This is a genomic window from Pseudopedobacter beijingensis (assembly GCF_042678145.1).
Lineage (GTDB): Bacteria > Bacteroidota > Bacteroidia > Sphingobacteriales > Sphingobacteriaceae > Pseudopedobacter > Pseudopedobacter beijingensis.
Genome location: NZ_JBHUDG010000050.1, coordinates 39,623 through 65,598 on the forward strand (window position 1 = coordinate 39,623; position 25,976 = coordinate 65,598).

Consider the following 25,976-nt stretch of genomic DNA (forward strand, 5'->3'; position numbering starts at 1 on the left):
CTAACCCTAAATAATAATAGCTATACTTAACAACTAAATGTAAGTCCTATTCCCTATTTAAGCAATTTAACATCATACAGATCTTTACGTCTGTCTTTCATGGTTTTAACAGTGCCATACTCATGCAAATCACGCAATGCATATAAATCTACGTCTGCAATAAGTACCATTTCAGTATTGGGTGTGGCTTCTGCTTTAATAGCATTATTTGGAAAAGCAAAATCAGAAGGTGTAAAAACTGCCGACTGCGAATACTGTATATCCATATTGTTTACTCTGGGCAAATTACCTACCGATCCTGCTATAGCCACATAACATTCGTTTTCTATGGCCCTGGCCTGGGCGCAATACCTCACTCTCATATAACCATTTTGAGTGTCGGTCATAAAAGGTACAAATAAGATTTGCATTCCCTGATCGGCAAGTATTCTGCTTAATTCAGGAAACTCTACATCATAACAAATCAATAATCCTACCTTACCGCAATCTGTATCAAAAACCTTCACCTCATTACCTCCTACCATACCATAATACCTCATCTCGTTAGGTGTAATGTGCACTTTTTTATAGGAGTCCAATTTCCCGCTCCTATGACATAGGTAAGAAACATTATATAATTTTTCGTTTTCCCATAAAGGCATTGATCCTGCAATAATATTAACGTTATAGGAAACAGCAAAGGTTTGAATTTTAGAAATAATTTCTTTGGTATTTCCTGCAAGTTTAATCATAGCCTCCCTTTCTGGTAAGTCATTAAACGGACTCATCAAAGGGGTATTAAAAAATTCCGGAAACAAGATAAAATCTGTACCGTAATCACTTACCGAATCAACAAAGAACTCTACCTGATCATAAAATGCCTGCATGGTATCAAAGGAACGCATCTGCCATTGGATCAAACCCAAGCGAATAGTTTGTTTAGCTGGTGATATGGAACGCGAATCAGCATCATAATAAATATTGTTCCATTCTAACAATGTGGCAAATTCTAACGATTCTTCATCATTAGGAAGGTAATTTTTCAGTATTTTCTTGACATGAAAATCATTCGCTAACTGAAAGGTTAAAGTAGGATCATAAATCTCTTTTCGGCGTACCTTTTCTATATACTGGCGAGTACTCATCTTTTCAGCATATTTATGGTAATTAGGTATGCGGCCTCCGGCAACTATACTTTTCAGGTTCATTTCCTCACACAGCTCTTTTCTGGCATCATACAAACGGCGACCTAACCGCAGCTCTCTGTACTTGGGATGCACAAATACTTCTATTCCATACAGAATATCGCCATCTACATCGTGTTTGGTAAACTTTCCGTCATCTATAATTTTGTAATAACTATCATAAATGTTTATTTTTTTAGAATTTACAATAATAGATAACGCACAGGCTACTACACTATTATTTACTTCCACACAAAGCTGTCCTTCAGGAAAAATATCAATCAGATCTACAATATTTTTTCTGGTCCACACATCCACATCTTCTAAATCGTAAGCTTCCTGCATCGATTTTTTTAAATCGGTATAATCCTTTTTAGTAAGCTCCCTAACTTTTATATCCATTCTTTGATTCATCTATTTTACAAAATTGGCAACAGAAAAACGCTAAAAATGTTTTCTCAGCGCATCAGATTGTAAGGCTATTTTATTGCCGAAATCACTTTCAAATAAGCATCAGCATATTTTTTCATCCCCATATCTGAAGGATGTATGCCATCTATGGTATCATCAACGCCTAAACCTATAGATTCAGCAGAAACCACATATACGTTTTTATCTTTTCCTGTTATATTCTCAGCTACAAATTTCCTGAAATTTTGATTTACCCGTTGATACTCTTTCTGTGAATCATTATTCAACAAGTCAATAGTAGCATCAGCATGTTCTGTAAACACAATTGGTGTTTTAGGATGTTTGCTTCTCAAAGTTTTTAAAGCATATACTAAACGTTGATACACTTCTTCATTTGAAAATGCTACCAGATTTGGCAAGCAATCTATCACATAAATAGAAGCCTCTTCCGATGCTATCAGGTCTACCAGTTCTTTCTCCAGCCTTCCATTTCCCGAAAAACCAAGATTTACCACAGGAGCATTCACCTTTCTACCCAAAAATGCCGTCCAGGCTAAACCGGCTCTTGAAGCCGATGCCCCTTGAGCAATGGAAGTTCCATAAACAATAATAGGTTTAGCTGTATTGGATAGTTGCTTTAGCTGGGCGTTTTGACTAAGTCCCATTTTAAAATCAGAAACCGAATTGTATAAAGGAAAGTATAAACGGTATTTAATAACCTGATCTGGTTTCAACCCACCAAAACTAATGGTCATATCTTCCTGTTTAAAAGATTCGTATTTCCAGCGTACCCAAATCCAGCGTTTATCTTTAGTATAAGCATAAAGATCTACTCCCGAAACACCAATAGAGGTCATATTCTTCAAAGATTCCTTCCCGTTATATCTATATTTAAGAACTATACTGTCTGCCTCAGTATGGAAATCGAGATAAATTCCTGCCGAGTTCTTTGATAACCCCCATACTTCTTTTCTTACTTTAGTTTCGTATGATGCGGGCAACCTGTCAAACCTGTCTTTAACCTGATCTCCCCATAACTGCCCATGTAACTTAATAGATTTATCTTGTTGAAAATCTATCCAGTTTAACTCTTTCGTATCTTGAGCAAATGATAGCAGTGTTAAACAAACTAAAAATAAACTTGATAATAATGTCTTTTTCATAAATTTTATTCAGGTAAATAAAAAGCTGCCCAAGAATTAAATCTTTCGGGCAGCTTTATTTCATAAATATAAATAATGCTTTTTATTTTACAATGGTAGTCTTCGCAATTGTCGGAAAATATTTAGTATGCATTTCCTTAGCAACATCAATCGGATTCCCTTTCGTTGTTGTTGAATAAACCTCCTGTTTATTTACCCAGTTCCATTCCCAATCTTTGATATATTTCTCAAATTCTGCCTGATCCCAGGCTTCATTATTTTTTAGCTTTTGTAAAGACTGATCGAAGAATATTTTCCAGCGTGATTTATAGTAGTTTTCTACTAAACCACTCCATTGTCTGGCCGAATAATCATTGATAGTGATGTCTTTATGTCCCCACATAGAAACTAAGTCTTTAGCGTTAAACTCATAAAGTTTTCTTTCAGCATTATTAGTTGCCCATTTCTTAGCATCCTCTATCCATACACCCAACAAGAAATCTTTTCTGGTAGCTAAAAGTCGATCTAAATCAGAAAGTAGTTCTAAAAATCTCTTAGACTCCTTTTCATAAGTATTCATATCGCCGGCATAATAAGTATAAGCCAGTTGTCTTTGTAAAGCCGTTGCATAGTTAACCATCGCCTGTCTGGTTACATCTACAATATCGTATTGAAAACCATCACTATTTTTAAGCTTATCTGCAGATTTTATTAAATAGTCCCATGCTTTTACAAACTCACGATTATCATAATACAAATCTGTCCAGGTCCAATAGCTGTTTTGGGCAAATGTTGGTCTGCCACTCAGTATAGATTCTGGAGCTCCCTGATCTTTATTATTATCTTTATAAACTGTATTTAACAATATTTCCCAGGCTTTAACAGCATTATTATCCAATACTCCATAACGTCTGGTAATATATTTATTGGTCCATTTTTCCAATTCAATAGGTTCGCTATTCCATACATGATCAAGCATTAATTGGTATATAAAAGGGTTTTGCTCTATCCCTTCCATGGTTAAACCTATGCCACTATAATTCCCTTTCATTGGGTCTTCAAGTACTCTGGCTGGTTCGTTGGCAATCATTTGCGCTTTTCCAAAGAGACCTATATTACCTCCAAAATTGTGCAGCATATTCCACACCCATTTTTTTCCGTAATAACCTTCAGTATTCTTCCACCTCGGGCGATTTTCAGTGTACAAATCCAAAATAACCAATTTATCATCAGGGACAGGTTTTAAAAATGCCTGCATTCTCTCCGGTGTCCAGAATTTTCTACCATGTGCACTCACAAATAACCAGGCCTGCATAACCCAAACCGACTTTGGATCTACTTTCTTCATAGACGAATACACTTTCTCGCTAATATCATACAGGTATTTAGGATCCGATGATGGTGGATTTAATTCATTAAATATATCTGACGAATAATAATGATCTGTCCCGTATTCTTTTGTTTGCTCTTTTAAAAACTGTTCTCCTATTTTAGAAAACATAGGATCATTAGGGTTCAGCATATAAATATTAGGAAAGTTTCCCTGCCAGTTTACACTGTCTACTTTAGCTTCCGGAAATTTATTTACAAACGATTTAGGTACATGTCCGGTAAAAGCAGGTAAAACAGGAATCATTCCCAATTCTCTTTGACGAGCCAATATCTTTTTCTGTAAGTCTTTATGCGAATCTATCCACGATTGTGGAAGCGGGCCGCCCCAGGCATCCATATTATTCATATAAAACCAGCCAAAGTAAGCAGGTCCGGTAAAAAACTCCTGCAGGTCTTTATCTGTAAAGCCCATGCTCTTATAAACTTTCTGCCAGATAGCTTCTTGTCCGGTTATAGCCAAAGGCATATTAATTCCGTTCAATGCCATCCAGTCAATTTCCTCCTCCCAACGTTTCCAATCCCACCAGGCCATAGAATAGCTGAAAGTACAGTAATTTAGATAATACCTCAATTCGTGTGGACTCGATTTACTGATTTTTTCTTTAATAACCGGTAAAACCTTAGGTATATTACGATTACTGCCGTTCCAGGTAATCTCAAAATTGCAGTACTCTTTCAGATAGTAGTTTAAGGCAGATGATATGGCAACGCCGTTATTGCCCGAAAGCACTATTTTTCCATTTTTTGACTCAATTTCAAAACGATCCTGTTCTCCAGTTTTAGGGAGGTATTTAACCTCGAAGTTTTGATAATGTTGCGGAACAATGCGCTGAATTAATTTCTTGGCTGCGGCTACATTCAGTTGGGAAAAAGCATTTAAACAGACACTACTAACAAGCAACAGTGTCAACAAATAGGATTTCTTCATGATTTTTTTGCAATAAAAAAGAGAGTGCCTAAAAGTACTAACGTTGTCACACTGAGCTTGTCGAAGTATCTCTTCATTTCGAGTACCTCAGCCTGACAGAGAAGTCTCCCTAAACACTCTCTTCCGAATATATAGTAATTGTTATTTCTTTACAGGAGCCCAGCTTAAGCTTCTGAAAGTTTGATTTTCTGCCGATTTCAATAACAGTTTTGAAGATCCATCAATATCCTGTCCATGTCCTGCATTATCAATAATCTCTATCAGTTTTCCGTCTCCACCTCTGGTATTTCCAGTACTTATCACATAAAGTTTTATCTTTCCATCAACTAACTTTCCTTCTATGGCATTTCCTTTAGTTATACTCTCATCTTTGTAAATACCATTCAGTTCCCACTTATTTTTAACCATAGAATATTTAGCCACTCCATTGTTATAAGACAGCAAATACAAAACTTTCTGAGGATTATTTCCTGTTTTGTCTACATTTACAAAGGCAAAACTTGTCGCATCTGTAAATATCGGGTCTCCGGTAAGGTTAGTAAATTTTTTAGGGGCTTCCGTAACTTTTCCACTTCCAATTTTATAAATTCTTGCTTTTTCGCAAGCTAATAAATCTCCATCTACATATTTTATCTGCATAAAAGTGGCTCCCCCGATATTAACACCTTGTTGCTCTCCCTTCTTAAGATAAAAAATCCCTCCATTATTGATACCTCCACCACCGGCAGCCCAAATTTCAGAACCATCAATAGTTGCAACGGAGCGAAAAGCACTGTTATTAAATGCATTACTCAATACAAATGAGGAATTCACACTTCCATCAACTCCTACTAAGGCAGCTACCCTATTAACACTTTCTGCTGGTTTGTTAGCTATTTCGGTACCCAAACTGGCATCATAACCTGGTACCACTATGTGCTGACCATCATTCGAAAGGCTAATCCAACCAGACCATACCTCTTTACCTACGGCAACTATACGTTTATTTTCTCCTATAGTTTTGGTTGGTAAGCCAATAGATTGCACCAATACAGGTTTCTCTCCGGAAACGTTATATTCATCCAGATAAATGGGACAGGCATTATAAGTGTTGATATCTGATCCCGAGTGCATATCGCCTATGCGGTAAATAACCAGATTATCTTTTTTAAACGGCTTGGCTGATTGGGCTAATGCTGAACCTGTAATGGATCCAAACATAGCCACTAACGTAATGGCTTTTCTACTAAATTTATTCATGATATTTTGTCTGTGATTTTTATTTATTAGGTATAAATTTTACTGTTTGTGTTTTTCCTGATTTTGAAATAACTGTTAGATATACAGCTTGTGATAAAGTAACAGGTATGGTGAAAGAGTTTTCTCCAACTCCAACAACTATAGCTTTGGTAGTTATAAGTTTTCCTGAAATATCTCTGATTGTAAGTTGCGCCTGACCTGCTGTAGACGAATTGAAATTAACAGTTACTTGTTGAGCCGACAAAGATGCCTGAACCTGTATTTTCGATTCTGCTGCAAGCCTTGCTGGCTTTACAGATAGCACAGACGAAAGTTCGACCTGGCCATTTTTATCTATCTGTCTTAATTGATAGTATACAGTACCGGATGATAGCTCTTTATCTGTATAGTTATAATTACTTATTTGATCTGTGGTTCCGTTTCCTTTTACTTTATCTACTAGTTTAAAACTATCGCCTGTAGATTTTAATACTTCAAAGTAATCGTTATCTTTTTCCGAAGCGGTTGTCCAACTAAGTTGTACGGCAGAACCAATGTGTGTTGCTTTAAAATCTGTTAACTTAACAGGAAGAACAGAATTTTTCACAGGAGCCCAAGCTATCCCCCTGATATTATAGGTGTTATCCCAAGTTTTTAATAACGTAGGCGATGTTTCTTCGATACTAATATTGGATGTAGCACCAGCTGCATCTGTAATTTTATATAGTTTGGCTTGAGCAGTTACTGTACTTGCTGCACTACTTACCACAAACAATTCTACCTTATTATTCACTATCCTTGCTTCAATAGCTGTTCCGTAAGAACTTACAGGGCAGACATATGAGCCTCTTGCAGTCCAACCATCATTGGTGGGATAGTTCATGCTAAATTTTTCAACTTCGAATGCTCCGGAACCATATTTTAACACATAAACCACGCCGGTTGTTCCTACTTCTACCATGGTAAATGCCTGACGGTTTGCACCGCTTGAAGTTCCAGACCTATTGGTAAAAGTAGGGGTTGGTGTTGCACTGGTTGGCATTCCGGTTATCTGGTATATCTGGTCTCCCGCCGCTACATATAAATTCTCTTTAAAAACCCTTAACTGATGGTAACTGGCACCACCCAAACGGGTTGCAGTTACGACACCCGAGCTGGCAGTCCAAACGCCGCCCGTAACCGACCCCGTTCCTCCACCGGCAGTCCATACATTAGTGCCATCGTAAGATGTTGCCGCTCTAAAACTATTGCCATCATTTGGATTATTAAGCGAAGTGGTAGTATTGATATTTTTCTGATAATCAACCAAAGCGACTACCCTGTTAACAGTAGCTGCAGCGGAATTATTGGCATCTGCTCCCAATGCCTGATCATAGCCGGGCACAACTAAAAATCTTCCATCGGCAGAACGGGTCATTTTTCCCTCAACAGTGGCATTGCCTACGGCTACAATACGTTTATTGCCACTTATTGTAGTGGTTGGCAATGCTATATCCTGTTTCCAGGTTAATGTTGTGCCAGATATGCTATACTCTTCCAGATAAATGGGCACAGAAGATGTCGTGGTATTGATTGGACTTGAACCATCTGTATGCCCCAAGCGATAAAGTACCAGATTACCTTCTGTAAAATTCTGTGCTGCACAAAGTTTAGCAAACAATGCAAAACCTAAAAGTAAAAGTGTTCTTTTCATATTGATTTATTTTAGTTATAAATTGATTACAATCTGTTTATTAATCCATTAACCATTTCAAATTAAACCTATAGTGTAATGCACTACTGAACAAATGAATTATATTATCAGGGCTTTGGGTGGCTGCCAGATAACCCTTTGGTTCTGCATATTGCCCGTCCATTCTGAAATAACCTGTAAAACCTCCGCCATTCAGAAACCTCTCTTTACCATCAGTAATCAACTTTTTTACTGGCCAGGTTTTGCCATCGTCAAAAGAAACGGCGGCATACATACCGTAACCAGTATAAGTTGTTCCGTCTTTTCGTATAAACTGCATCCCCTTTCTGTTGGTTATGCTGGCATCAGTAAAAGAAATCAACAATAAAGCTCCTTCATTTAATCTTCTTAAAACCAAACGCTGACCACTGGATATGGGAGGGAATTCGGTTGCCTGATAAGTCCATGATTGTCCCCCATTCTTAGATAAACTCATAGGCATGTAATAGCTATTGTCTATTTTTATATTATCATCCCTACCAAAAGCCATCAGGTCTCCATTTTGCAACTGTACAACACCGGCATGTATTCCGGCTATAATATTTCCCTCCGCACCCTGTTTAAAATTGGGCGTTTGTCCTAAGCTACCGGCAGGATTAATCCATGTTTTTCCATTATCTTTTGATAGATGAATTACGCTACCTCCTCTTACTTTTGGTGTAGCGTCGCTAGGTTGCACTAACCAACCTTCCTTGGTTTTAAACATCCCTGCTATAACCTGATTTCCCAATTCATGCTCTGGGTTCGCAAATACAGGCTTAGACCAGGTAGAACCATTATCTTTACTTTCTCTTTGTACCAATGCCAGATTTTGCCAGGTCCCTGCTGCTTCTACCCCATTCATATGGTATAAAACATCTTTCTGCTGATCGTAAAACAGCGAAGAACCGGTCATATTTCTATCGGGAACTTTAAAAAACAATTCGGGATCAGACCATTTTTTATCTCCTGCCTTCATTCGGCTAGACAGAATGGTCATTTCTTTTCCTTTTTCATCTTCTGTAGAAAACCAGATAGCCAATAAATCGCCGTTAGGCAGCCAGCTTACTGCAGGACAGTGATTGTGGTGATACATAAAATCATTTTTCCCAACCTGATCTGTATGTACATAGGTAAGCGGTTCCATAAAAACCGGTTTATCTACTAAATTCCATTTAAACGGAACTTTTGCAACAATACTCTTTACCATAGGTTCTGCCATAAAAGAAGTTGGTTTCAACTTTTCCGTTACCTCAACCACTCTAAAACCTGTATAAAGTGTCTTATCTTCGGGAATAAGTGCTGCCCTGTTTGCCGAACGTAAATACTTAACTGGTGTACCATGACTGCCACCTCTGGTTACCCGGTATAGGCCATTGGTATAACCTGCCGGATCCATCTTTTCCGCTACAGTATATTTACCATACCAATCCAAACACCATTCCTCTACATTTCCATGCATATCATACACTCCCCATGCATTGGGCTTGGTTTGTTTTACTTTAAGCGAAACAGGTTTGGGTTCCCAAATAATATCCTGGTTTTTAAGAAATTCTTTAGGCAAAACCCTGTCTCCAATAGCATAAGGACTTAAGGTTCCTGCTTTACACACATATTCCCATTCTGCTTCGGTAGGCAATCTGTACGTTTTACCCTCCTTTTTAGAAAGCCATTCACAAAACTTTACAGCTTCGCCATAACTTACATAAATAGCAGCTTCATCATCTTCTGTAGAAAAGCCATTTTTACCCCTCATTTTTGAATGCGAGGGGTTAAACTGTTCATATTGTGCATTAGTAATTTCCGTTGAAGAAATTCTAAACGGCCTGGATATATTTACAATATGTGCCGGACTTTCGTCTCTATTTTCTCCATAAGCGTAATCGCCCATCAGAAACTTGCCCGGTTTAATATCTACCATTTCTAATCCAATAGAATTAAGCTGTTGTGCATTAGCTTTCAGAACAAGTATTAATAGACAATAAATCAAACTCAACTTTCTCATAACTAATGTATTTATGGTTTGTCTGTTCTAAATGGGGATGCAGGAAGTCCCTCTTTGTTAATCAGGTTGCTTTTATATGGGTTATCCTGCCATGCATATCTTACGGCAACAGGTTTTGTAACTGTATTGTGCCATACTATTACCTGATTCTTTTCTATTCGGGCATTAGCTTGTTTAAAAAGCCCATCTTCACCCGCTATAAAAAATCCTTGTAAAATATTACTATCTCTTGATACCAGGCCAGATCCTATATGGTCAAATGTAATTCTAGCCTCTGCACCTGTAACCTTCATCTCTTTATATACAGGGCCAGAAAAAACAATCTTATTATTTCCATAAGCCACTTTTTGTGCAGCTATAGCCAACCTTTTTCCTATTTCCCATTTATTCTTAGGATGCAGGTCTTTCTCCTCACCAACATCTATGGTTACCACCATTCCGGTATTAGGTACAGAAAGTGTTTTTAATTGAGCTTCCCGTAAACTTGCCCAATTACTTTCCTGCACATTTAAACTATAAGCTCCGTAATTAGGTAGCTGAACATACAAAAAGGGAAAATCACCTTGTTTCCATACGCTTCTCCAGTCTTTAATAAGAGCAGGCAATAGCTTGCTGTATTCTTCTGCTTTATCCGTATTAGATTCTCCCTGATACCAGATTACTCCCTTTATAGCATAATTAGTTAAAGGGGATATCATGGCATTGTAAAGCAAAGACGGTTCATATTGCAGTACAATTTTGTCTGTACGCGGATATTTAGGCATGTCTTTCAACGGTAGACTTTCTTTATATGCCCATTCATTATTCAGGTTAATTAACCTTTCACCCACTACTATCTTCATCCCATCAGGTCCATTACTAAAACCACCCGGGCCACCCCAATCCGTTACCCTCACCGTAATTACATTTTTCCCTTCTACTAAAAGGTCTTCAGAAACTGCATATTTTCTGATATTATTTCTACCATAGGTAGCCCCAACCAGTTTACCGTTTACATAAGTACTGTCCAGCTCATCTATATAAGAAAGAAATAATGTGCTGCGTTTACCCAGATCCGCTTTAGTAAGTTCTACTTCTTTCCTAAACCAAACCACCCCATCATAGTTTCTCAATTCAGGTTGTTTCTCCCAATAGGCCGGTAAAATCATTCGCTTCCACGACGAGTCATCAAAACCTGGAGTATTCCATGTTTTAGGAGATTGAAAACCTTTATCTAATACCCTGACCTGATTTGACCAGCTAGTTATATCGTCTTTCTCTTTTTGTAAGATTGATTCTCTGAATGCCGGTTCTTTAACATTATTGTACCTGCTGATATAGTGCGGAAGTTCCTTTAAACCTTCTAAACTTACCCAGGCTTCAGCTTTGGTTCCTCCCCAACTAGTACTAATTAAACCAATGGGCACCTGATTTTTTTGATAAAGCTCTTTAGCGAAAAAATAGGCTACTGCAGAAAAAGCAGGCAAATGCATAGGAGTTGCCTCTCGCCATCCTATACTTTTAAAGTTCTCTTCCGGCTTAAAACTTGTTACTTTTGCTACTTCTATAGATCTGATCTGTGGAATGTTATCATCTGGCTTTAATGTATAGGCATCTCCCAAATCTTTTATTTTCATGTACATGTTGGATTGACCTGAACATACCCAAACATCCCCTATGGCAATATTTCCAATGGTAATTTCGTCCTTTTCTCCTTTTACAACCATCTGCAAAGCGGTTGCTGCTGTTTGCTTATCTAAATGCAATTTCCAATATCCTTTAGGGTCCGCTTTTGTTTCATAAAACTTTCCTTTAAATAGGATTTGAACGGCTTCACCCGGATTTGCCCACCCCCATACCGGAACCACAACATCTCTTTGTAAAACCATACCATCGCCTACTAAAGCAGGTAAAACTATTTTTGCCTGTAAAAATTGGGGAGCAGCAAATAACAATAGCAGGATAGATCTTCTAAAATAATTTCCAAGCATTTTATTAGGGATTTACTTTAATTGTAATTGTTTTGATGTTTTCTTTTTTCTTATTGATGTTTTGCACCGACCCGATAAACGTCACTTCGTAAGTTCCGGGTTGAGTAAACTTGTGGCTATAAACATCGGGCATAGGATTTTCACTCCCCTTAAGAGCAATAGCTCTGTCTGGTCCAAAATCCAATTTTTCTAAATACATAGGTTTACTGATTGCCCAATGCAGACCAGACGGAGACCAGTTTTCTGTGTACTCATTTCCCTGCATGGTAATTCTGGATGTGGTAACCACAGATCTTGCCGGGTAGCTCACCGGATTTTCATCCACAATACGAAAACCTGCTTCGTTGAGCTTTAAAATTTGTTGCTTTCCTTTATCTGTTAGTCCCTGTATCTTAAAATCCTGTATCATCCATATTCTGGCATCTCCAAAATCCAATTGCGAACGCGTATTGTACTTGTAAGCTATATACAAAGGCTTTCCTTTTTCGTAAATATCAGTGATATCCTTTTCCCCAGAAGCTAGAAATGCATTATTAGTCCCTAGTACAAAACGGTTGGTAATATCTATCCAACTTGCCTCGTGTACACTTTCTATACGCTCGTAGTTACCATCAAAATCAATACTGGCCCATACCGATAATTGATCTACTTGTGTTCCTTTATCTACTGCAGACATAAAAGACATGGTTTGTCCTCCTGTAACATCCAGCGTCCTCCCATCTTTAAAATTATAATCGTTTAGGAACTCACCCGAATAGAAGCTTAATGACTCAGCATTGCCTGTGAAATAAAAATCTACGTTTTCATTTACTGAAACTTCTGTTGTACTGGCAGAAACATCGAAATCGAGCTCGTCCAGTTTTAAACGATTTTCTTTTTTACAGGCAGAACCTGCCAATAGCATTACTATGAAAAAGAAATACTTTAATTTCATTGTACTCATTTTAATATTTTTACCAGTTATTATTTTGCTTTAGTTTACTGTTAAGACTTAACTCTCTTGATGGAATAGGCCATAACAAATGTTTACTGTTTACATTTTTGTACCTGTCTATATAACCTGCAGTTGGTACTTGTTGGCTGATGGTATTGTAAACATCCTGCATATTGTCAAGAAATTTTCCCCAACGAATCAGGTCTGCCTTCCTCAAACATTCAAATGCCAGTTCTCTTGATCTTTCGGCCTGAATAAACTTTCTTAAAGCTTCCTGATCAGTTGCAGATGCCGTTGGTACTTTATATTCAGAGCCATCAAAAATTACAGCAGTTGCAACTCCTCCAGATCCTGTAGCTCCGGAAGGAACAGTTATGGTAACTGTTGGTGCAGAAGTATAACCTTCTCCGAAAATAGCTCCCGTTTCGCCATCTCTTTCCAATAGTATTTGTGACAGTTGCTTAGATGAATTTAATGTAGCATAGGCTTTTGCTCCGGTTCCACCTCCGCCCGTAAGCGTAATGGTAGGTACAACAGAATAATTACTTCCTTTATTGGTAATAGTAAAGGATTTAACACCACCTTTCTTTACGTATGCCCGCTCTCTTACCATTTCCATATATTTAACAGCCTCATCCTTATTACCGAAAGAAATTTCATTTAAAGCTTCTGCATACATCAGCAACACATCTGAAAACCTTAGGATAGGAAAGTTCTGCGGGGTTGCATACGGGATTTTTTCACCCAGCTCATATTCTCTCCTGAACTTTGCCGCCGGGCGTGTAAACAGCGAAGCATAAGTTGTAGAATTAGAAAAGGTTTTACCTCCGGTAGCATTGTAACTAAAATTGGCAATACACCAATCTCTTCTCATATCTCCTAATTCGTACCTGTAATACAAATTAGCTGTTGCAGCAACATAAGAAAGGCTTAAATTGGTATTCCCTGATCTTAAACCGGGAGAGTTTACATAACCGTTCCAACCGGTTTCATCAAAACCATTAGCTATATTGGCATAAAACTCTACTTCCCAGATACTCTCTTTAATGTTGTAGATATCTTTAGCGTAATTAATAAATGTTTGAGAATAAACGGGGTTAAGCTGATGATTCGCTTTAGTATCGCTAATGACTTTCCATGCCCAGTTTTTGGCGTCTTCATATTTCGATACATCTTTTAACGGATATCCGGCCATAAACAGACAAACCCTCGCCAAAATTCCTCTTACAGCCGATTTGTTGACACGTCCGCTATACCCCAGCTCAGAAATATCTTTTACATGCGCTTCAGCATATTCCATGTCTTTTAAGATTACATCATAAACTTCTTTGACAGAAGATTTTGCTATGTCTGTATTTGATGTCGATTTGGTTGAAGACAATACAATAGGTACCTCTCCATAAGTTTGCACTAATAAGAAATAAAAGTATGCCCTTAAAAACCTTGCTTCACCCCTTACCCTATCTCTAACAACTTCTGATATAGACAAATTATTATCTATGTTTTCCAATAGCAGGTTTGCCCGGTTTATCCCGATATACAGGATATTCCAGTGATTAGTTACCAAAGGGTCTGAAGACGTAAAGTCATATAACATTGGTCCTGTAGTAGCAGATACCCTGCTACAGTACCCATCATCACCATCTAATCCATAATTAAACAAGATCTGTCCTCCATATAAAGCATTGTTTCCTAAAATATCATATACTGCTGCTAATGAATGGTCAAGATCCTGCTCCGTATCATAAGAGGTTTCAGGTATCAGAATATCTTTAGGCTTTACGTCTAAAAACTTTTCGCAACCGGAAAAAATCGTTTGGAAAACTATCAAGGTTATTAATATTTTCAATTTCATGATTTCTAATTTTAAAAAGTTGCATTAATACCAAATACTATTGTTCTGGCCATAGGATAGGCCGAGTAGTCAAAACCCGGAGTGGTTGGAACGTTATTCCTTACTGAAACTTCGGGATCCATTCCTGAATATTTTGTCCAGGTAATGAGGTTTTGCGCAGCTATATTCAGTTTCAGTTCACTCAAATACATCGATTTGATTATCCTTTTTGGAAACGAATAAGCCAGAGCTACCGTTTTCAAGCGTAAAAACGATCCATCTTCCAGAACTCTTGAAGAATATATACCTTGTGGTCCTTGACCTCCGGTACGGTAAGTCGTATTAGATGGGTTTTCAGGAGTCCACCTATTACTGTATGAAGCGAACTGATTTAGATCCAGTGCTTTTGGTCCATTTCCATCAAAAATTAAACGGTTTGCATTAAAAATCTGATTCCCATAAGACCATTGAAAAAACACGTTGAGGTCGAAGTTTTTGTAAGAGAAATTATTATTGAAACCACCTGTATGTATAGGCAACGCCCGACCAATTACTGTCATGTCATTGGAGTTGATAACGCCATCTCCATTCAGATCTTTATACCTGATATCTCCCGGTTGGATATTATCTCTATCGGTAGCACTGGCATTACTTGGATATTCTTTTTTAAGAACATATTGCCCCGGGGCAGGATTATCAAAATGGTCAAGCTGATAGACACCGTCAAAAACATATCCATAAAACTGGCCCATAGGTTGTCCTACTCTGGCCAGATATAATGGGTTTCCGTTATATGTGGAAAAGAAGCTGACAGTGCTGAATAAATTCTTGTCGCCATTAGCCAGTTCCAGCACTTTACTATCGTTAAAACTGATATTAAAATTGCTGGACCACGAGAAATCTTTTTTTCGGATGTTGCTGGTGTTTAAAGAAAATTCCATGCCCCTGTTCCTTACCGATCCTACATTCTTATAAGCCTGTAAATAGCCTGTGGTTGCCGGAAAATTGGCGTACAGCAATAAATCTTTAGTTGTTTTTGAATAAAAATCTACTGTAAGCTGGATTTTATCTTTAAAAAGCCCTAAATCCCATCCAATATCTGTTTGCGCGGTACTTTCCCATTTCAGATCGGTGTCGCCCAGATTAGTAGAAATAATCCCTCTTATTGGCTGCTGATTATTAAACGAATAAGAAGCTGAAGCCAGCATATTTAAACTTGACAGATACGCAAAATCAGCAATCCTGTTATTTCCCGTAAGCCCGTAGCTAATTCTTAGTTTAGAATTGGATACTGCCGGAATATTTTTTATCAAGTCTTCTTCATGCATATTCCAGGCAAATGCGCCGGAAGGAAAATATCCCCACTGGTGACCTTTGGCAAATTTAGAAGAACCATCTGCTCTGAAAGTCGCTGTAAGCAAATACTTAGACCTAAATCCATAATTTATCCTACCATAGAAAGATGCCAACGTATTTCCTGTAGATAGGGCAATAGCGCTATATAAATCACCTGTTTCTAAACCAGACATACCTAATTCTTCCCTGTCTATATTTATCGCTCCATATCCATATTGGTCAACCTGGTTTTCCTGTATAGAAGTTCCTGCCATTGCAGTTAGCTTGTGGATTTTATTGTAAGTTTTGTTCCATGTCAAGGTATTTTGGTTAGACCAATTGAAAGTGTCTGAGTAACGAATGTTTCCATTAACACCAAACTTATTGGACGGGTTTAACGATGAACCCTGTGTAGTATTGGAATTATAGAAAATGCTTCTACGCTGGTTGTTCCCTTTTGCGCTTCCGGTTATTCTTAATGTAAGCCCTTTGGCAATATCATATTTTATATAAGCGTTTGCTATCAGGTCTATAATCCGGTTTCGGGTATAATCATTATTGCTGGTGATATATGGGTTTAACCGGATATCGGCAGTTTGGATATTTTCGGGGTCTACGATATCGTTCTCCAGATCGAAATTAGCATTGCCATTTACAGGCCTGTAGCCCCAGGTTCTGTATAATAAATAGGTTGAGGTATTTCCTTCACCTGCTGCAACTAATTGCCCATAATTTAAAAGGCTTCCGAAGTTAGCGTTAAATCCCGCTGATATTTTTTTACTGATGGTCTGGTCTAATGAAGCTCTGAACTGTGTGCGGTTAAATCCCGTATTATTAATCACTCCCGGTTGTTTAAACAAAGAACCTGATACAGAATACTTCGTTTGAGGATTTCCGCCTCTGATAGCGAGGTTATGGTTTTGTACTACTGCTGTTCTAAGAATTTTCCCCTGCCAGTCTACGCCCTCAATGTTTTTATAATCATCCAGTGTCCTGTCGCTCAAATACCTGTTGGTTGCCCTGCTTTCGTTTAATTCCAACTGGTATTTTACAAAGTCATAAGAAGACATCATCTCCATTTGCTTAGTTACGTTATGTACCCCAACAGAACTGTTAAATGTAACAATAGGCTTTCCTATCTTACCTTTTTTAGTTTCTATTACCACTACTCCGTTGGCTCCCCTTGCTCCGTAAACTGCTGTCGATGAAGCATCTTTCAAAATATTTAATATTTCTATATCATCCGGATTGATTGCTGCGCTTGACATATCTTCTACAGGAAACCCATCTATGACATATAAAGGAGCATTGGTTTGCGTTAATGAATTTGCTCCTCTTATTACAATATTCATTTCAGAACCTGGCTGTCCGTCATTTGCCGATACGCTTACGCCTGCAACCCGGCCTGCCAATGCTTCCATAAAGGATGGCACAGGAGCTTTTACTATATCTTTTACATTTACCTCGCTAACTGCTCCTGTAAGATCTTTGCGGGCAACTTCACCATATCCTATAACCACAATCTGGTTTAGCGCGGTACTTTGTTCTTTTAAAATGATATTGATAGATTTATCATTACCAACCTTACGTTCCTGAGAAGTAAAACCTATGAAAGAGTATACCAAAACACTTTCTGTGCTGTTTACCGTTATTTTATACGTTCCATTAGCATCTGTTACAGCACCTGTTTGAGCATTTTTCACCTTAACAGCTACCCCTGCCAGTGCTTCACCTTTTTCATCTGTAACTTTACCCGTCACCGGAATTGCCTTAGGTTGCCTGGGATCTTCTTCTCTTATTCTTGAAATAACAATGTTTTTGTCCACTATTTTATAAGTCAGACCTAAACCGCCCAGACTTTTGTTCATGGCTTCATCTATCGAAGCATTGAACAGATCTATTGATTGCACAACCTGATTTTTGACTGCTCCACCGGTAAACAAGATGTTATAACCACTTTGCTCCCTGATCTCTTTCAATACATCCATCAACAAGACATTCTTTTTGTTTATGTTTATTTTTTGGGCAAAACTTGAGGCGTTAACGTGTAAAAAACCAGTTAACAACAATATGAAAGCTAATTTCATGGTGAGGAATATTTTGAATAATGGCACATAGCGGTCTCCGCAAATGCATTTTTTTATTTTTTTGTACATTTGATTGTTAGGTTTTTAATTAAGATTGTCTACAAAACTTTTATTAACGGCTTAACATGATATCAGGGACGGTCGCAACGTTCCTGATAATTTGTTTGCCTAATGTTCTTTTCAGGGCATAACAACTACCTTTCTACGTTTTTTATTTGGTTCTTCGGTTATTTTAAAATGTACTCCTCCAGTCAATTCTATGGTACTTAACAGTTTCTCTATATTTTCGAATCTTGAAACCGTACCTATAAAAACTTCATTTTCTATTTTCCCCTGGTATTCAACTTCAATGTTATACCAACGGCTTACCATATTCATGACTGTTTTTATATCCAGATTGTTAAACATGAAATATCCATTCTTCCATGCCATTGCTTCTTCTATATCCACATCCGAAATATTTATTCCTGTCTGGTCTTTAAGCGTGAATGCCTGTTGGCCTGGCTTTAATAATTTTGCCGATTTTTCCCTTGATATTGAAACCAATCCTTCTGTAAGTGTAGTTTTCGTGAAATTATCGTTAGAATAGGCACTAATATTAAATTTGGTACCTAAAACTTTGATTTCCGAATCTTTTGCCTTCACTACAAAAGGCTTTTCTCTGTTTTTTGCGACTTCAAAATAAGCTTCGCCATCCAGTTCTACCAAACGTTGGTTACCAATAAAGGCAATAGGATATTTTAAAGATGATTCAGCATTTAACCAAACTCTAGTACCATCAGGAAGATTAATTTGGGAAAGCTGTCCATTTGGGGTACTGATGGTATTAAACTTATTTTCTTTTGTATCGAAGAACGTACTTTCACCTGCTGTGTATACAATAGTCCCATCTGCTTTCTTCTCTATCTTTGTACCGTTTTCTTCTGCTACCATTCCGGATTGAATGTCTTGCAATTTCACTTTCTTACCATCAGACAAAGTCAGCATTACAGCATTTTCAATTGAGTCTGTTAATTTGTTGCTGACATATATATTTTCTTCTGTGGCTGTTTTATGATCTTGAACGTAGTAAATAGCATATATTCCAACAATCAATAAAACAGCGGCCGCAACATATTTATAAGGCAATAATCTTCTTAGCTTAGGACGTACTGTATCTTTTCTTAGTTTCGACAATACATTCTGTTCCATCTTATTCCCTATTTCAGCAATCTTTTGTTCAGATAAGCTATCAAGTACATTTTCTCGGGTATCAAAAAAATTATAGTATTTCTCTAAAAAAGCTTTTTCTTCTTCAGATGCCTTCCCTTCCAAATAATTTTTAATTATTTGCTTTAAGTCTGATTGCATGTTGTATTTAGCCATTTTTAGAGTTTATCATTATTATGTACCCAAAGTTGCAATAAGTCCCAAATTTTTTTGACTTTTTTATTTTTACCCGATTTCGTTCCGGTTTATCTTCATTTGGTTAATCATTTCCTTTCTTTTTTCTACGTCATCTCAACCGTAAGAGAGAGATCTCTGTGTTTATTGGCAGAACTTAAATACCATATCGCTTTCGAATATTGATGTTTCTGCTTCTACTACGGAGATCTTTCCTCCTCCACCATCAAAAATTAAAGCCATTGCAAACTTGTTATAAAAGCAACCTCTAAAAACACTTTAAGTTTACATAGGGTCTTCTTTCAGAAAGACCCCACTTGGACAGTGATAAGAAACTCAGATAACAATAAATGTAAACATCAATAAACTAGTCCCTCCTTCCGAGCAGCGGTCTCTCGAAGAGAACGCTGAGATAAAACAAATACTGCTTTTCCGTTAACCGGCTCCTATTATAACCCTAACCTTCCCAAGTACCAATTCAGTACATTTTCTCTTAGTTCCATTCCTTTTGCGTCCTGAGGAATTAATCGGTAATTTTCGTCAAATTCACGTACAAGAGTTCCAAATCTTTCGGGATAATATTCCAACATATTTTTGGTTCCCAGAGATTTACCTATTGAGTTTGGTAGAATAACATTGTTTTTCTTCACTTTTAGTTCTGATGTAAAGCGCTCCAATCGCTTAAATTTTTCGGACATTCCGTCATTTATCAATTTCTCCAGCTGTGTATCACCTTCATTATATAATATACTTATCTCTGTCTTATCTGTACACAAAGTTTCCGGAAGAGAAATAACCAGGCTTAAATCATCTCCCCTATATTTCCATCCCTGATTTTCTGTATTAAAAACCTGTCTATCCAGATTTTTTCCATTAACCAGTACAGATTTTGGAGCCACAGAACCATACAATACCACTTCATAAGTTTTATTCTTCAGCATTCCTTTATAACTTCCTTCTCTTGGGGATATGGTGATGTTCATAGAATTTTGTTTTTTACTGGTACTAATGGAAGTATAAGCATATTCTGTTTCGTACTTTTTATCATCACCATTATCTTCATATAATCTTGTCTGATAATTTCCACCGGGAAAAACTCCTAATGTAATTTTACCTGAATTATCCTGAAGATTTGTAACATCGCGATACATAGGAATAACTGCACCTGCTTTGATATAAATAGGATATTCATCTAAAGAAAATGCTCTTTCTACAACTTGGCCACCTTTCAATAAAGTACCTGTATGCCATTCGTACCAATCTGTGCCTTTTGGCAACCACACTTTTGCTTTAGTATAATCATCCTTCATTGGAGTACTTATAGGTGCAATTAACATATCGTCCCCAAACTGGTACTGATTTTCAAAAGTATAGGCCTCTTCATCATTTGGATAATCATAATACATTGGCCTGCATAGCGAAATTCCTGTGTCATATGTTTTTCGCGCCATGGTGTAGATGTAGGGAACAAGCTGGTAGCGCAAATGAATAGCCTTATACTGCGCATCAAAATATTCTCCTCTGAAATTCCACATTTCTTTATTAAGGAATGAGGACTTTGTAGAGTGAGTTCTAAAAATAGGACTTAAAGCTCCGTATTGTATCCAACGGGTATATAATTCCTGATCCAATATACGGTTTGAGTTTTTAGGAAAAATATGCCCTCCTATATCATGACTCCAATACCCATATAAAACATTAGAGGCACTATTGGTGAAATAAGGCTGATAAGCCAGTGATGCCCAGGATATTCGTGTATCTCCTGAAAATCCAATCTGGTAACGGTGATTTCCCAAGCCTCCCCAACGGTGAAATATCATAGGGCGCTTGTCTCCACAGCGTTCCATATCACTAAAAAAAGTATAATTTAACCACCATGTATTGCTCAAGCCCTTAAATTCTTTATCTTCCAGCCATTGTTGCCAGTCTAACCACCAAAAACTCACACCTTCTTTCTGCATTGGATTTAGTACAACATCGAACAGGTTATTCATAAATTTTTTGCTCGAACCTAAAAATGGAATAAACTTTTTTTGAGTTGTATCAAAATCCATCTTCTTTACAAATTCACTATACTGGATTTCATGAGGTCCAATTCCTGAGGCAGGATGCAGATTGAGTGTTGTTTTTAATTTTTTACTTGTAGCCCATTCCAAAAACTTCGGCGGGTCAGGGAAAAGATTTTTGTTCCAGGTCCAGCCCGTCCACATCTTCGGTTCACCAAACTCGTCCGGCTCTGCCGATACCCCACCTTTATCCGCAAGATGCCAATCCATGTCTATAACCAGAACATCTAATGGAATATTAAATTTTTCAAAATTTGAAACGAGTTTTTTCAATTCGGCATCTGAATAACTCCAATAACGAGACCACCAATAACCAAAAGCATAACGAGGCGGTAAAGGAACTTTTCCTCCTATTTTTGTATAATCAGCCAGTGCCTGCTTATAATTATTGCCATAAGCCATAAAATACCAGTCCTGAGCGCCGTCATTCTGTCTTTTTTGTGCCCATGCCCATTCCGAATTATCAAATAAAAGCGATTGACTATCATCTAAAAAAAACCAGCCATCACGTGATAATATGCCATCTTCCAATGTTAGCTTTTCCCCCGTAACTGTATGGATATCGCCATCGTACTTGTCCAATGTACGCGATGTTCCTTTTAGGTTGTTTTGCTGTACATCTCCGGGTTTCCATGAAATGGGCTTTTGTCCTTTTGCAAAATATCTGATGGACAAATTGTTAACATTAAACTTTCCTGATCCCGATTTATAGCTTAATTCTACCTCTGCAGTTTTTATTCTAAACCAGCCTGCAGATTTGCTTACTGTATATTTTACCTGTGGCAGGTTTCTATTGACAACGGTAAATGAGGCATTATCAACAAATTTTCCGGTATTATCCCATTCCATGCGAATGAGACGAGGCGTTAGTACCGTAAATCTCACCTGTTTTTCCGGCATTACGACAGAACCATTATCTGATACGATTTGCTTGCTTCCTGAATATATTTTGGAAGTATTTGCAAAAAGTTCGGCTCTGCATAATATTAAAGAAAAACAGAAAAGAATATGCAAATAAAATTTAGTCATGTTGTTTAAATTTGATGGTTTATTTTAAAACCACAGAAGGCGCCAAGGTTTTCACAAAGAGCACTAAGTTTTTTACTCTGCGTACTTTGTGCATTCTTTGTACACTTTGCGGTTAACTTTATTTTAAAAATGAAACAGAAAGTATCTCCATATCAAAGCTTTGAGCAAGAAAGTCCCGGCCTGATTGATAAAACAGGTTTCCTTTTTGCAAATACGCCGATACTTTTATCTATTAGATGGCTTCTATCAGATTCTTTACCGGAATTCTTGTAATCTCTACATCTTCCTTATTGGTTGCATAAGCTACATAAAGATTATTTTTCCATATAAAATTTCCCGGATAGCTATAACCTTCGGTTTTACTAATACCCTCATACCTTCTGGGTTGTGGTATATCTCTCAATAAGAATGATTTATCAAACAACTTTCCGTCTTTACTAATGGTTACTGTTATAGGAACCCGTCTGCGTGTTGGCACCGGATTATTTACAAAAAAGGCAACAGACTCGTTAAGGTTACCTGCACATTGCATAGAATCCGAATCGGGAATGTTGGTTAATACGGGTTTAGACCATGTTGTACCGTTGTCTTTACTGATTGCGGCCAACAGTTTCCAGGTTCTTGTGTTTGCCTCGAAACTTAAATCTCTGAACAACATTACCAATGTCCCATCTTTTCTTCTATACCAGCTTGCTTCTATAGGCCTGGCTACTTTTTCTTTTCCGTTATCATTATAACCGGGTAAATCAGGAAGAAAACCTTGTTTCCAGTCAGAAAGCCCGTCCTTAGAATCAGAATACATAATTCTTGTTACTCTTACTTGTGCATTTTCTCCAGTTCCTAAACCATGGCATACCATGATAAACCTTCCGTTTGGTAGCCTTCTGGCACTTTCACTTGGAGCTGCATTTTCAATTAAAATTTTAGGCACCGACCAATTAATACCATCGGTAGTTGTGCAACCCTCTGTGTCGGCTGTTTTGCTGGTTTTGTGTCCGGCCAAAAGTAAACAAGTTAGCTGTTTTCCATCGGTTAACCAACCACCACTGGCTCTTTTTGGCGGACCAACCTGTATTGGAGCAACCCAATTTACACCATCTTCTGAATAGCTATAGTACACATACGACTCATCACTGGGTTCATGTATAGGATGCCCAACCCAGGTTGCATATAATTTCCCCTTAAATTCAACCAGTTGCGGGTGGTTATTGAATTTCATATCCAAAGGTTTATCGGGCCTGAAAATAGTAATCTGCTCAGTGCCACTTACATAGTCCAATCCAAGATCATCGGGTCTGCTTTGGTTAAATAGATTATTGCTTATTCTTACTTCGGGATCCAGATCTACAGGAGTTGGCGCGATTTTATTTTCTGTATTATTCAGTATATCATGCTTTTTTGCGCATGCCAATAAGCTGTTACCTGCAGTGAATACTAAAGTAGATACTGCAACTTTCTTGATAAACGATCTTCTGTTTTCGCTATCGTTAATGCCTTCTTTCATTATTAATTTATAATTGTTGTTTATAAAATAAATCGGTTTCTAAAAGCTCATTTTATTTTTGCCTTTATAACATTGTACCGGTAACCTTAAAAAGTCCCAAAACAAAAAAGAGAAAAGTTAATAAACCTGAGTTCGATTATTTTAAAACCGCAAAGGGCGCTAAGGCTTTCACAAAGAATACGAAGTTATATGAGTTGGTTGGTTGTTTCCAAAGAGATATCTTTGGCAAGGGGCTGTCCTAGTCAAGAAACTTTTTACTTTTGTGAATTTTTTGTAAACTTTGCGGTTAATACTGTTTATATTACCAGTTATCTGTTCTAAAAGGAGAAACAGGTAGCCCTTTATTATTGAACAGATTAGGCATAGATATATCTGTAAAGCCAAACCTTACGGCTACCGGATTTTTAATTGACTTATTAAATACAATGAGCTTATTGCCTATAATTTTAAAATCTCCAGCAACAAATTCTCGCGATTCGTCAGCTATCAAAAGATCGGTAATCTGTTCTCCTTTTACGTTTAATGGACCTTTTATATAATCGAATTCAATAATGATTTTGTTGTCCTTTACTTGATGAGATTTATATACAGGAGATTTATAATCATAACCTTTTTTTCTATAAACTTCCGACAAGGCTAACCCTGCAAGTCTTTCTGCTACTTCCTTTTTCCTTGTGGGATGTATATCCTTAACATTTGGAACTAAATCTGTTATAACCACCATTCCTGTTCTAGGTAAACTTAAGACTTTTGTCTGCTGTTCTCTTAACAATGCCCCCTTTTGCTCTTCTGGCTTGGATCTGTAATCAAATGGTGCTATTTGGACATAATAAAATGGAAATTCATAATTCCAGGCATTTCTCCATGATTTAATCATTTCTGAGAATAGCTTACCATATCCATTGTAAGTTGCTACATTTGATTCTCCTTGATACCAAAACACTCCTGCAATATTGTATCCCGAAAAAGGTTTTATCATGGTATTCCATAGTGTTCCCGGCTCATGTGGCTTTGTTGGATTTGGTTTTTGGAAATTAGCATTAGCAAGCAGTTCTTCATCTGCGTTAATAATCTCGGCAGGAGTCCAGACTTCAGCGGAAGTGCCTCCCCAACTTGCATCAATAACACCAATAGGTACATTAAGTTCGATATTTAACTGTTTAGCTATAAAATAAGCAATAGCACTAAAACCTTTTACAGTTTCGGGATTACATTCTGTCCATGAAGCAAATATATCGTCTTGCGGTATAAAAGACGCTACATGGCTAACTTCCAGAAGCCTGATTTTAGAATTTGTTGCAATAGGTTGTTCATCCAACATTTCTTTTAGTCTGTCGTCTGTACTTCTTCGCATATTTGACTGACCCGAGCATAACCATACTTCTCCTATTAAAATATTTTTTACTACTTTTTTAAATTTACCGGATGTTATAGTCATCTCATAGGGTCCACCAGCATCAGGTGTCTTTAACTTAATATCAAAACGTGAATGTGAATTGGCATTTACTTTCACAACTTCATCAGACCACGAAGTTGTAACTGTAACTTGTCTCCCCTTGTTTACCCATCCCCAGATATTAACTTCGGTATTTCTTTGCAATACTGCATTATCAGAAAAAAAAGACGGAAGATATATTTGAGAAAACAGATGACTACCCGATAATAAAATAAGTAGTAATATAAATAGTTTTTTCATAATTCTATAACTATTAGAAAATTCTTATTAGTGATTTTATAACTTTAAGTACCCAAAACAAAAAATAGTCCCAAAACAAAAAATAACAATTTTTAAAAGGACTAAAAAGCTTTCTAAAATACAGCATGTTTCGGATTTTCTGACTGCCCACGAATACAGAAATTTGCA

The 25,976-nt window shown here is 37.3% G+C and carries 14 protein-coding genes; all 14 read right to left on the reverse strand.

All coding sequences use genetic code 11. From position 1 onward, the window contains the following. Positions 1–53: 53 nt before the first annotated feature. Positions 54–1,565, reverse strand: coding sequence for a carbon-nitrogen hydrolase family protein (locus ACFSAH_RS17775; RefSeq protein ID WP_379664093.1), 1,512 nt, complete (start codon positions 1,563–1,565; stop codon positions 54–56). A gap of 77 nt (positions 1,566–1,642) precedes the next feature. After that, entirely contained in the window at positions 1,643–2,737 is a 1,095-nt protein-coding gene (locus ACFSAH_RS17780) for an SGNH/GDSL hydrolase family protein (protein WP_379664094.1), read from the reverse strand. An 82-nt stretch (positions 2,738–2,819) separates the two neighbouring features. Beyond that, positions 2,820–5,036 (reverse strand): alpha-N-acetylglucosaminidase, encoded by a 2,217-nt coding sequence (locus ACFSAH_RS17785; protein WP_379664095.1) that lies wholly within the window; start codon positions 5,034–5,036, stop codon positions 2,820–2,822. 141 nt (positions 5,037–5,177) lie between these two features. After that, complete coding sequence (locus tag ACFSAH_RS17790; protein WP_379664096.1) at positions 5,178–6,275, reverse strand: hypothetical protein; 1,098 nt, start codon at positions 6,273–6,275, stop codon at positions 5,178–5,180. A 19-nt stretch (positions 6,276–6,294) separates the two neighbouring features. Next, the gene (locus ACFSAH_RS17795) at positions 6,295–7,947 is read right to left on the reverse strand and encodes a T9SS type A sorting domain-containing protein (protein ID WP_379664097.1); all 1,653 of its coding nucleotides are present in this window, start codon (positions 7,945–7,947) and stop codon (positions 6,295–6,297) included. Positions 7,948–7,987: 40 nt separating this feature from the next. Further along, on the reverse strand, positions 7,988–9,970 hold the full coding sequence (locus tag ACFSAH_RS17800) for an SUMF1/EgtB/PvdO family nonheme iron enzyme (protein ID WP_379664098.1): 1,983 nt from the start codon (positions 9,968–9,970) through the stop codon (positions 7,988–7,990). A gap of 11 nt (positions 9,971–9,981) precedes the next feature. After that, positions 9,982–11,940, reverse strand: a complete 1,959-nt coding sequence (locus ACFSAH_RS17805) for a sialate O-acetylesterase (RefSeq protein WP_379664099.1) — start codon at positions 11,938–11,940, stop codon at positions 9,982–9,984. Between the two features lie 4 nt (positions 11,941–11,944). Continuing rightward, positions 11,945–12,874 carry a DUF5017 domain-containing protein gene (locus ACFSAH_RS17810; RefSeq protein ID WP_379664100.1) on the reverse strand — a complete coding sequence of 310 codons (930 nt, stop codon included), beginning with the start codon at positions 12,872–12,874 and terminating at the stop codon, positions 11,945–11,947. A gap of 19 nt (positions 12,875–12,893) precedes the next feature. Then, complete coding sequence (locus tag ACFSAH_RS17815) at positions 12,894–14,729, reverse strand: RagB/SusD family nutrient uptake outer membrane protein (RefSeq protein ID WP_379664101.1); 1,836 nt, start codon at positions 14,727–14,729, stop codon at positions 12,894–12,896. Between the two features lie 11 nt (positions 14,730–14,740). Further along, positions 14,741–18,130 carry a TonB-dependent receptor gene (locus tag ACFSAH_RS17820; protein ID WP_379664102.1) on the reverse strand — a complete coding sequence of 1,130 codons (3,390 nt, stop codon included), beginning with the start codon at positions 18,128–18,130 and terminating at the stop codon, positions 14,741–14,743. Between the two features lie 180 nt (positions 18,131–18,310). Further along, a complete protein-coding gene (locus ACFSAH_RS17825) occupies positions 18,311–19,495 on the reverse strand; it encodes a FecR family protein (RefSeq protein WP_379664103.1) in 1,185 nt (394 codons plus the stop codon). Between the two features lie 467 nt (positions 19,496–19,962). Next, on the reverse strand, positions 19,963–22,608 hold the full coding sequence (locus ACFSAH_RS17830; protein WP_379664104.1) for a glycoside hydrolase family 31 protein: 2,646 nt from the start codon (positions 22,606–22,608) through the stop codon (positions 19,963–19,965). A 232-nt stretch (positions 22,609–22,840) separates the two neighbouring features. After that, on the reverse strand, positions 22,841–24,112 hold the full coding sequence (locus ACFSAH_RS17835) for an exo-alpha-sialidase (protein WP_379664105.1): 1,272 nt from the start codon (positions 24,110–24,112) through the stop codon (positions 22,841–22,843). Between the two features lie 301 nt (positions 24,113–24,413). Next, positions 24,414–25,808, reverse strand: a complete 1,395-nt coding sequence (locus ACFSAH_RS17840; protein WP_379664106.1) for a sialate O-acetylesterase — start codon at positions 25,806–25,808, stop codon at positions 24,414–24,416. Positions 25,809–25,976 lie beyond the last annotated feature (168 nt).

Bases quoted from the DNA above. Each gene is read 5' to 3' on its own strand.
- ACFSAH_RS17775 (WP_379664093.1), bottom strand. From the start codon at position 1,565: ATGGATATAAAAGTTAGGGAGCTTACTAAAAAGGATTATACCGATTTA.
- ACFSAH_RS17780 (WP_379664094.1), bottom strand. From the start codon at position 2,737: ATGAAAAAGACATTATTATCAAGTTTATTTTTAGTTTGTTTAACACTG.
- ACFSAH_RS17785 (WP_379664095.1), bottom strand. From the start codon at position 5,036: ATGAAGAAATCCTATTTGTTGACACTGTTGCTTGTTAGTAGTGTCTGT.
- ACFSAH_RS17790 (WP_379664096.1), bottom strand. From the start codon at position 6,275: ATGAATAAATTTAGTAGAAAAGCCATTACGTTAGTGGCTATGTTTGGA.
- ACFSAH_RS17795 (WP_379664097.1), bottom strand. From the start codon at position 7,947: ATGAAAAGAACACTTTTACTTTTAGGTTTTGCATTGTTTGCTAAACTT.
- ACFSAH_RS17800 (WP_379664098.1), bottom strand. From the start codon at position 9,970: ATGAGAAAGTTGAGTTTGATTTATTGTCTATTAATACTTGTTCTGAAA.
- ACFSAH_RS17805 (WP_379664099.1), bottom strand. From the start codon at position 11,940: ATGCTTGGAAATTATTTTAGAAGATCTATCCTGCTATTGTTATTTGCT.
- ACFSAH_RS17810 (WP_379664100.1), bottom strand. From the start codon at position 12,874: ATGAAATTAAAGTATTTCTTTTTCATAGTAATGCTATTGGCAGGTTCT.
- ACFSAH_RS17815 (WP_379664101.1), bottom strand. From the start codon at position 14,729: ATGAAATTGAAAATATTAATAACCTTGATAGTTTTCCAAACGATTTTT.
- ACFSAH_RS17820 (WP_379664102.1), bottom strand. From the start codon at position 18,130: ATGAAATTAGCTTTCATATTGTTGTTAACTGGTTTTTTACACGTTAAC.
- ACFSAH_RS17825 (WP_379664103.1), bottom strand. From the start codon at position 19,495: ATGGCTAAATACAACATGCAATCAGACTTAAAGCAAATAATTAAAAAT.
- ACFSAH_RS17830 (WP_379664104.1), bottom strand. From the start codon at position 22,608: ATGACTAAATTTTATTTGCATATTCTTTTCTGTTTTTCTTTAATATTA.
- ACFSAH_RS17835 (WP_379664105.1), bottom strand. From the start codon at position 24,112: ATGAAAGAAGGCATTAACGATAGCGAAAACAGAAGATCGTTTATCAAG.
- ACFSAH_RS17840 (WP_379664106.1), bottom strand. From the start codon at position 25,808: ATGAAAAAACTATTTATATTACTACTTATTTTATTATCGGGTAGTCAT.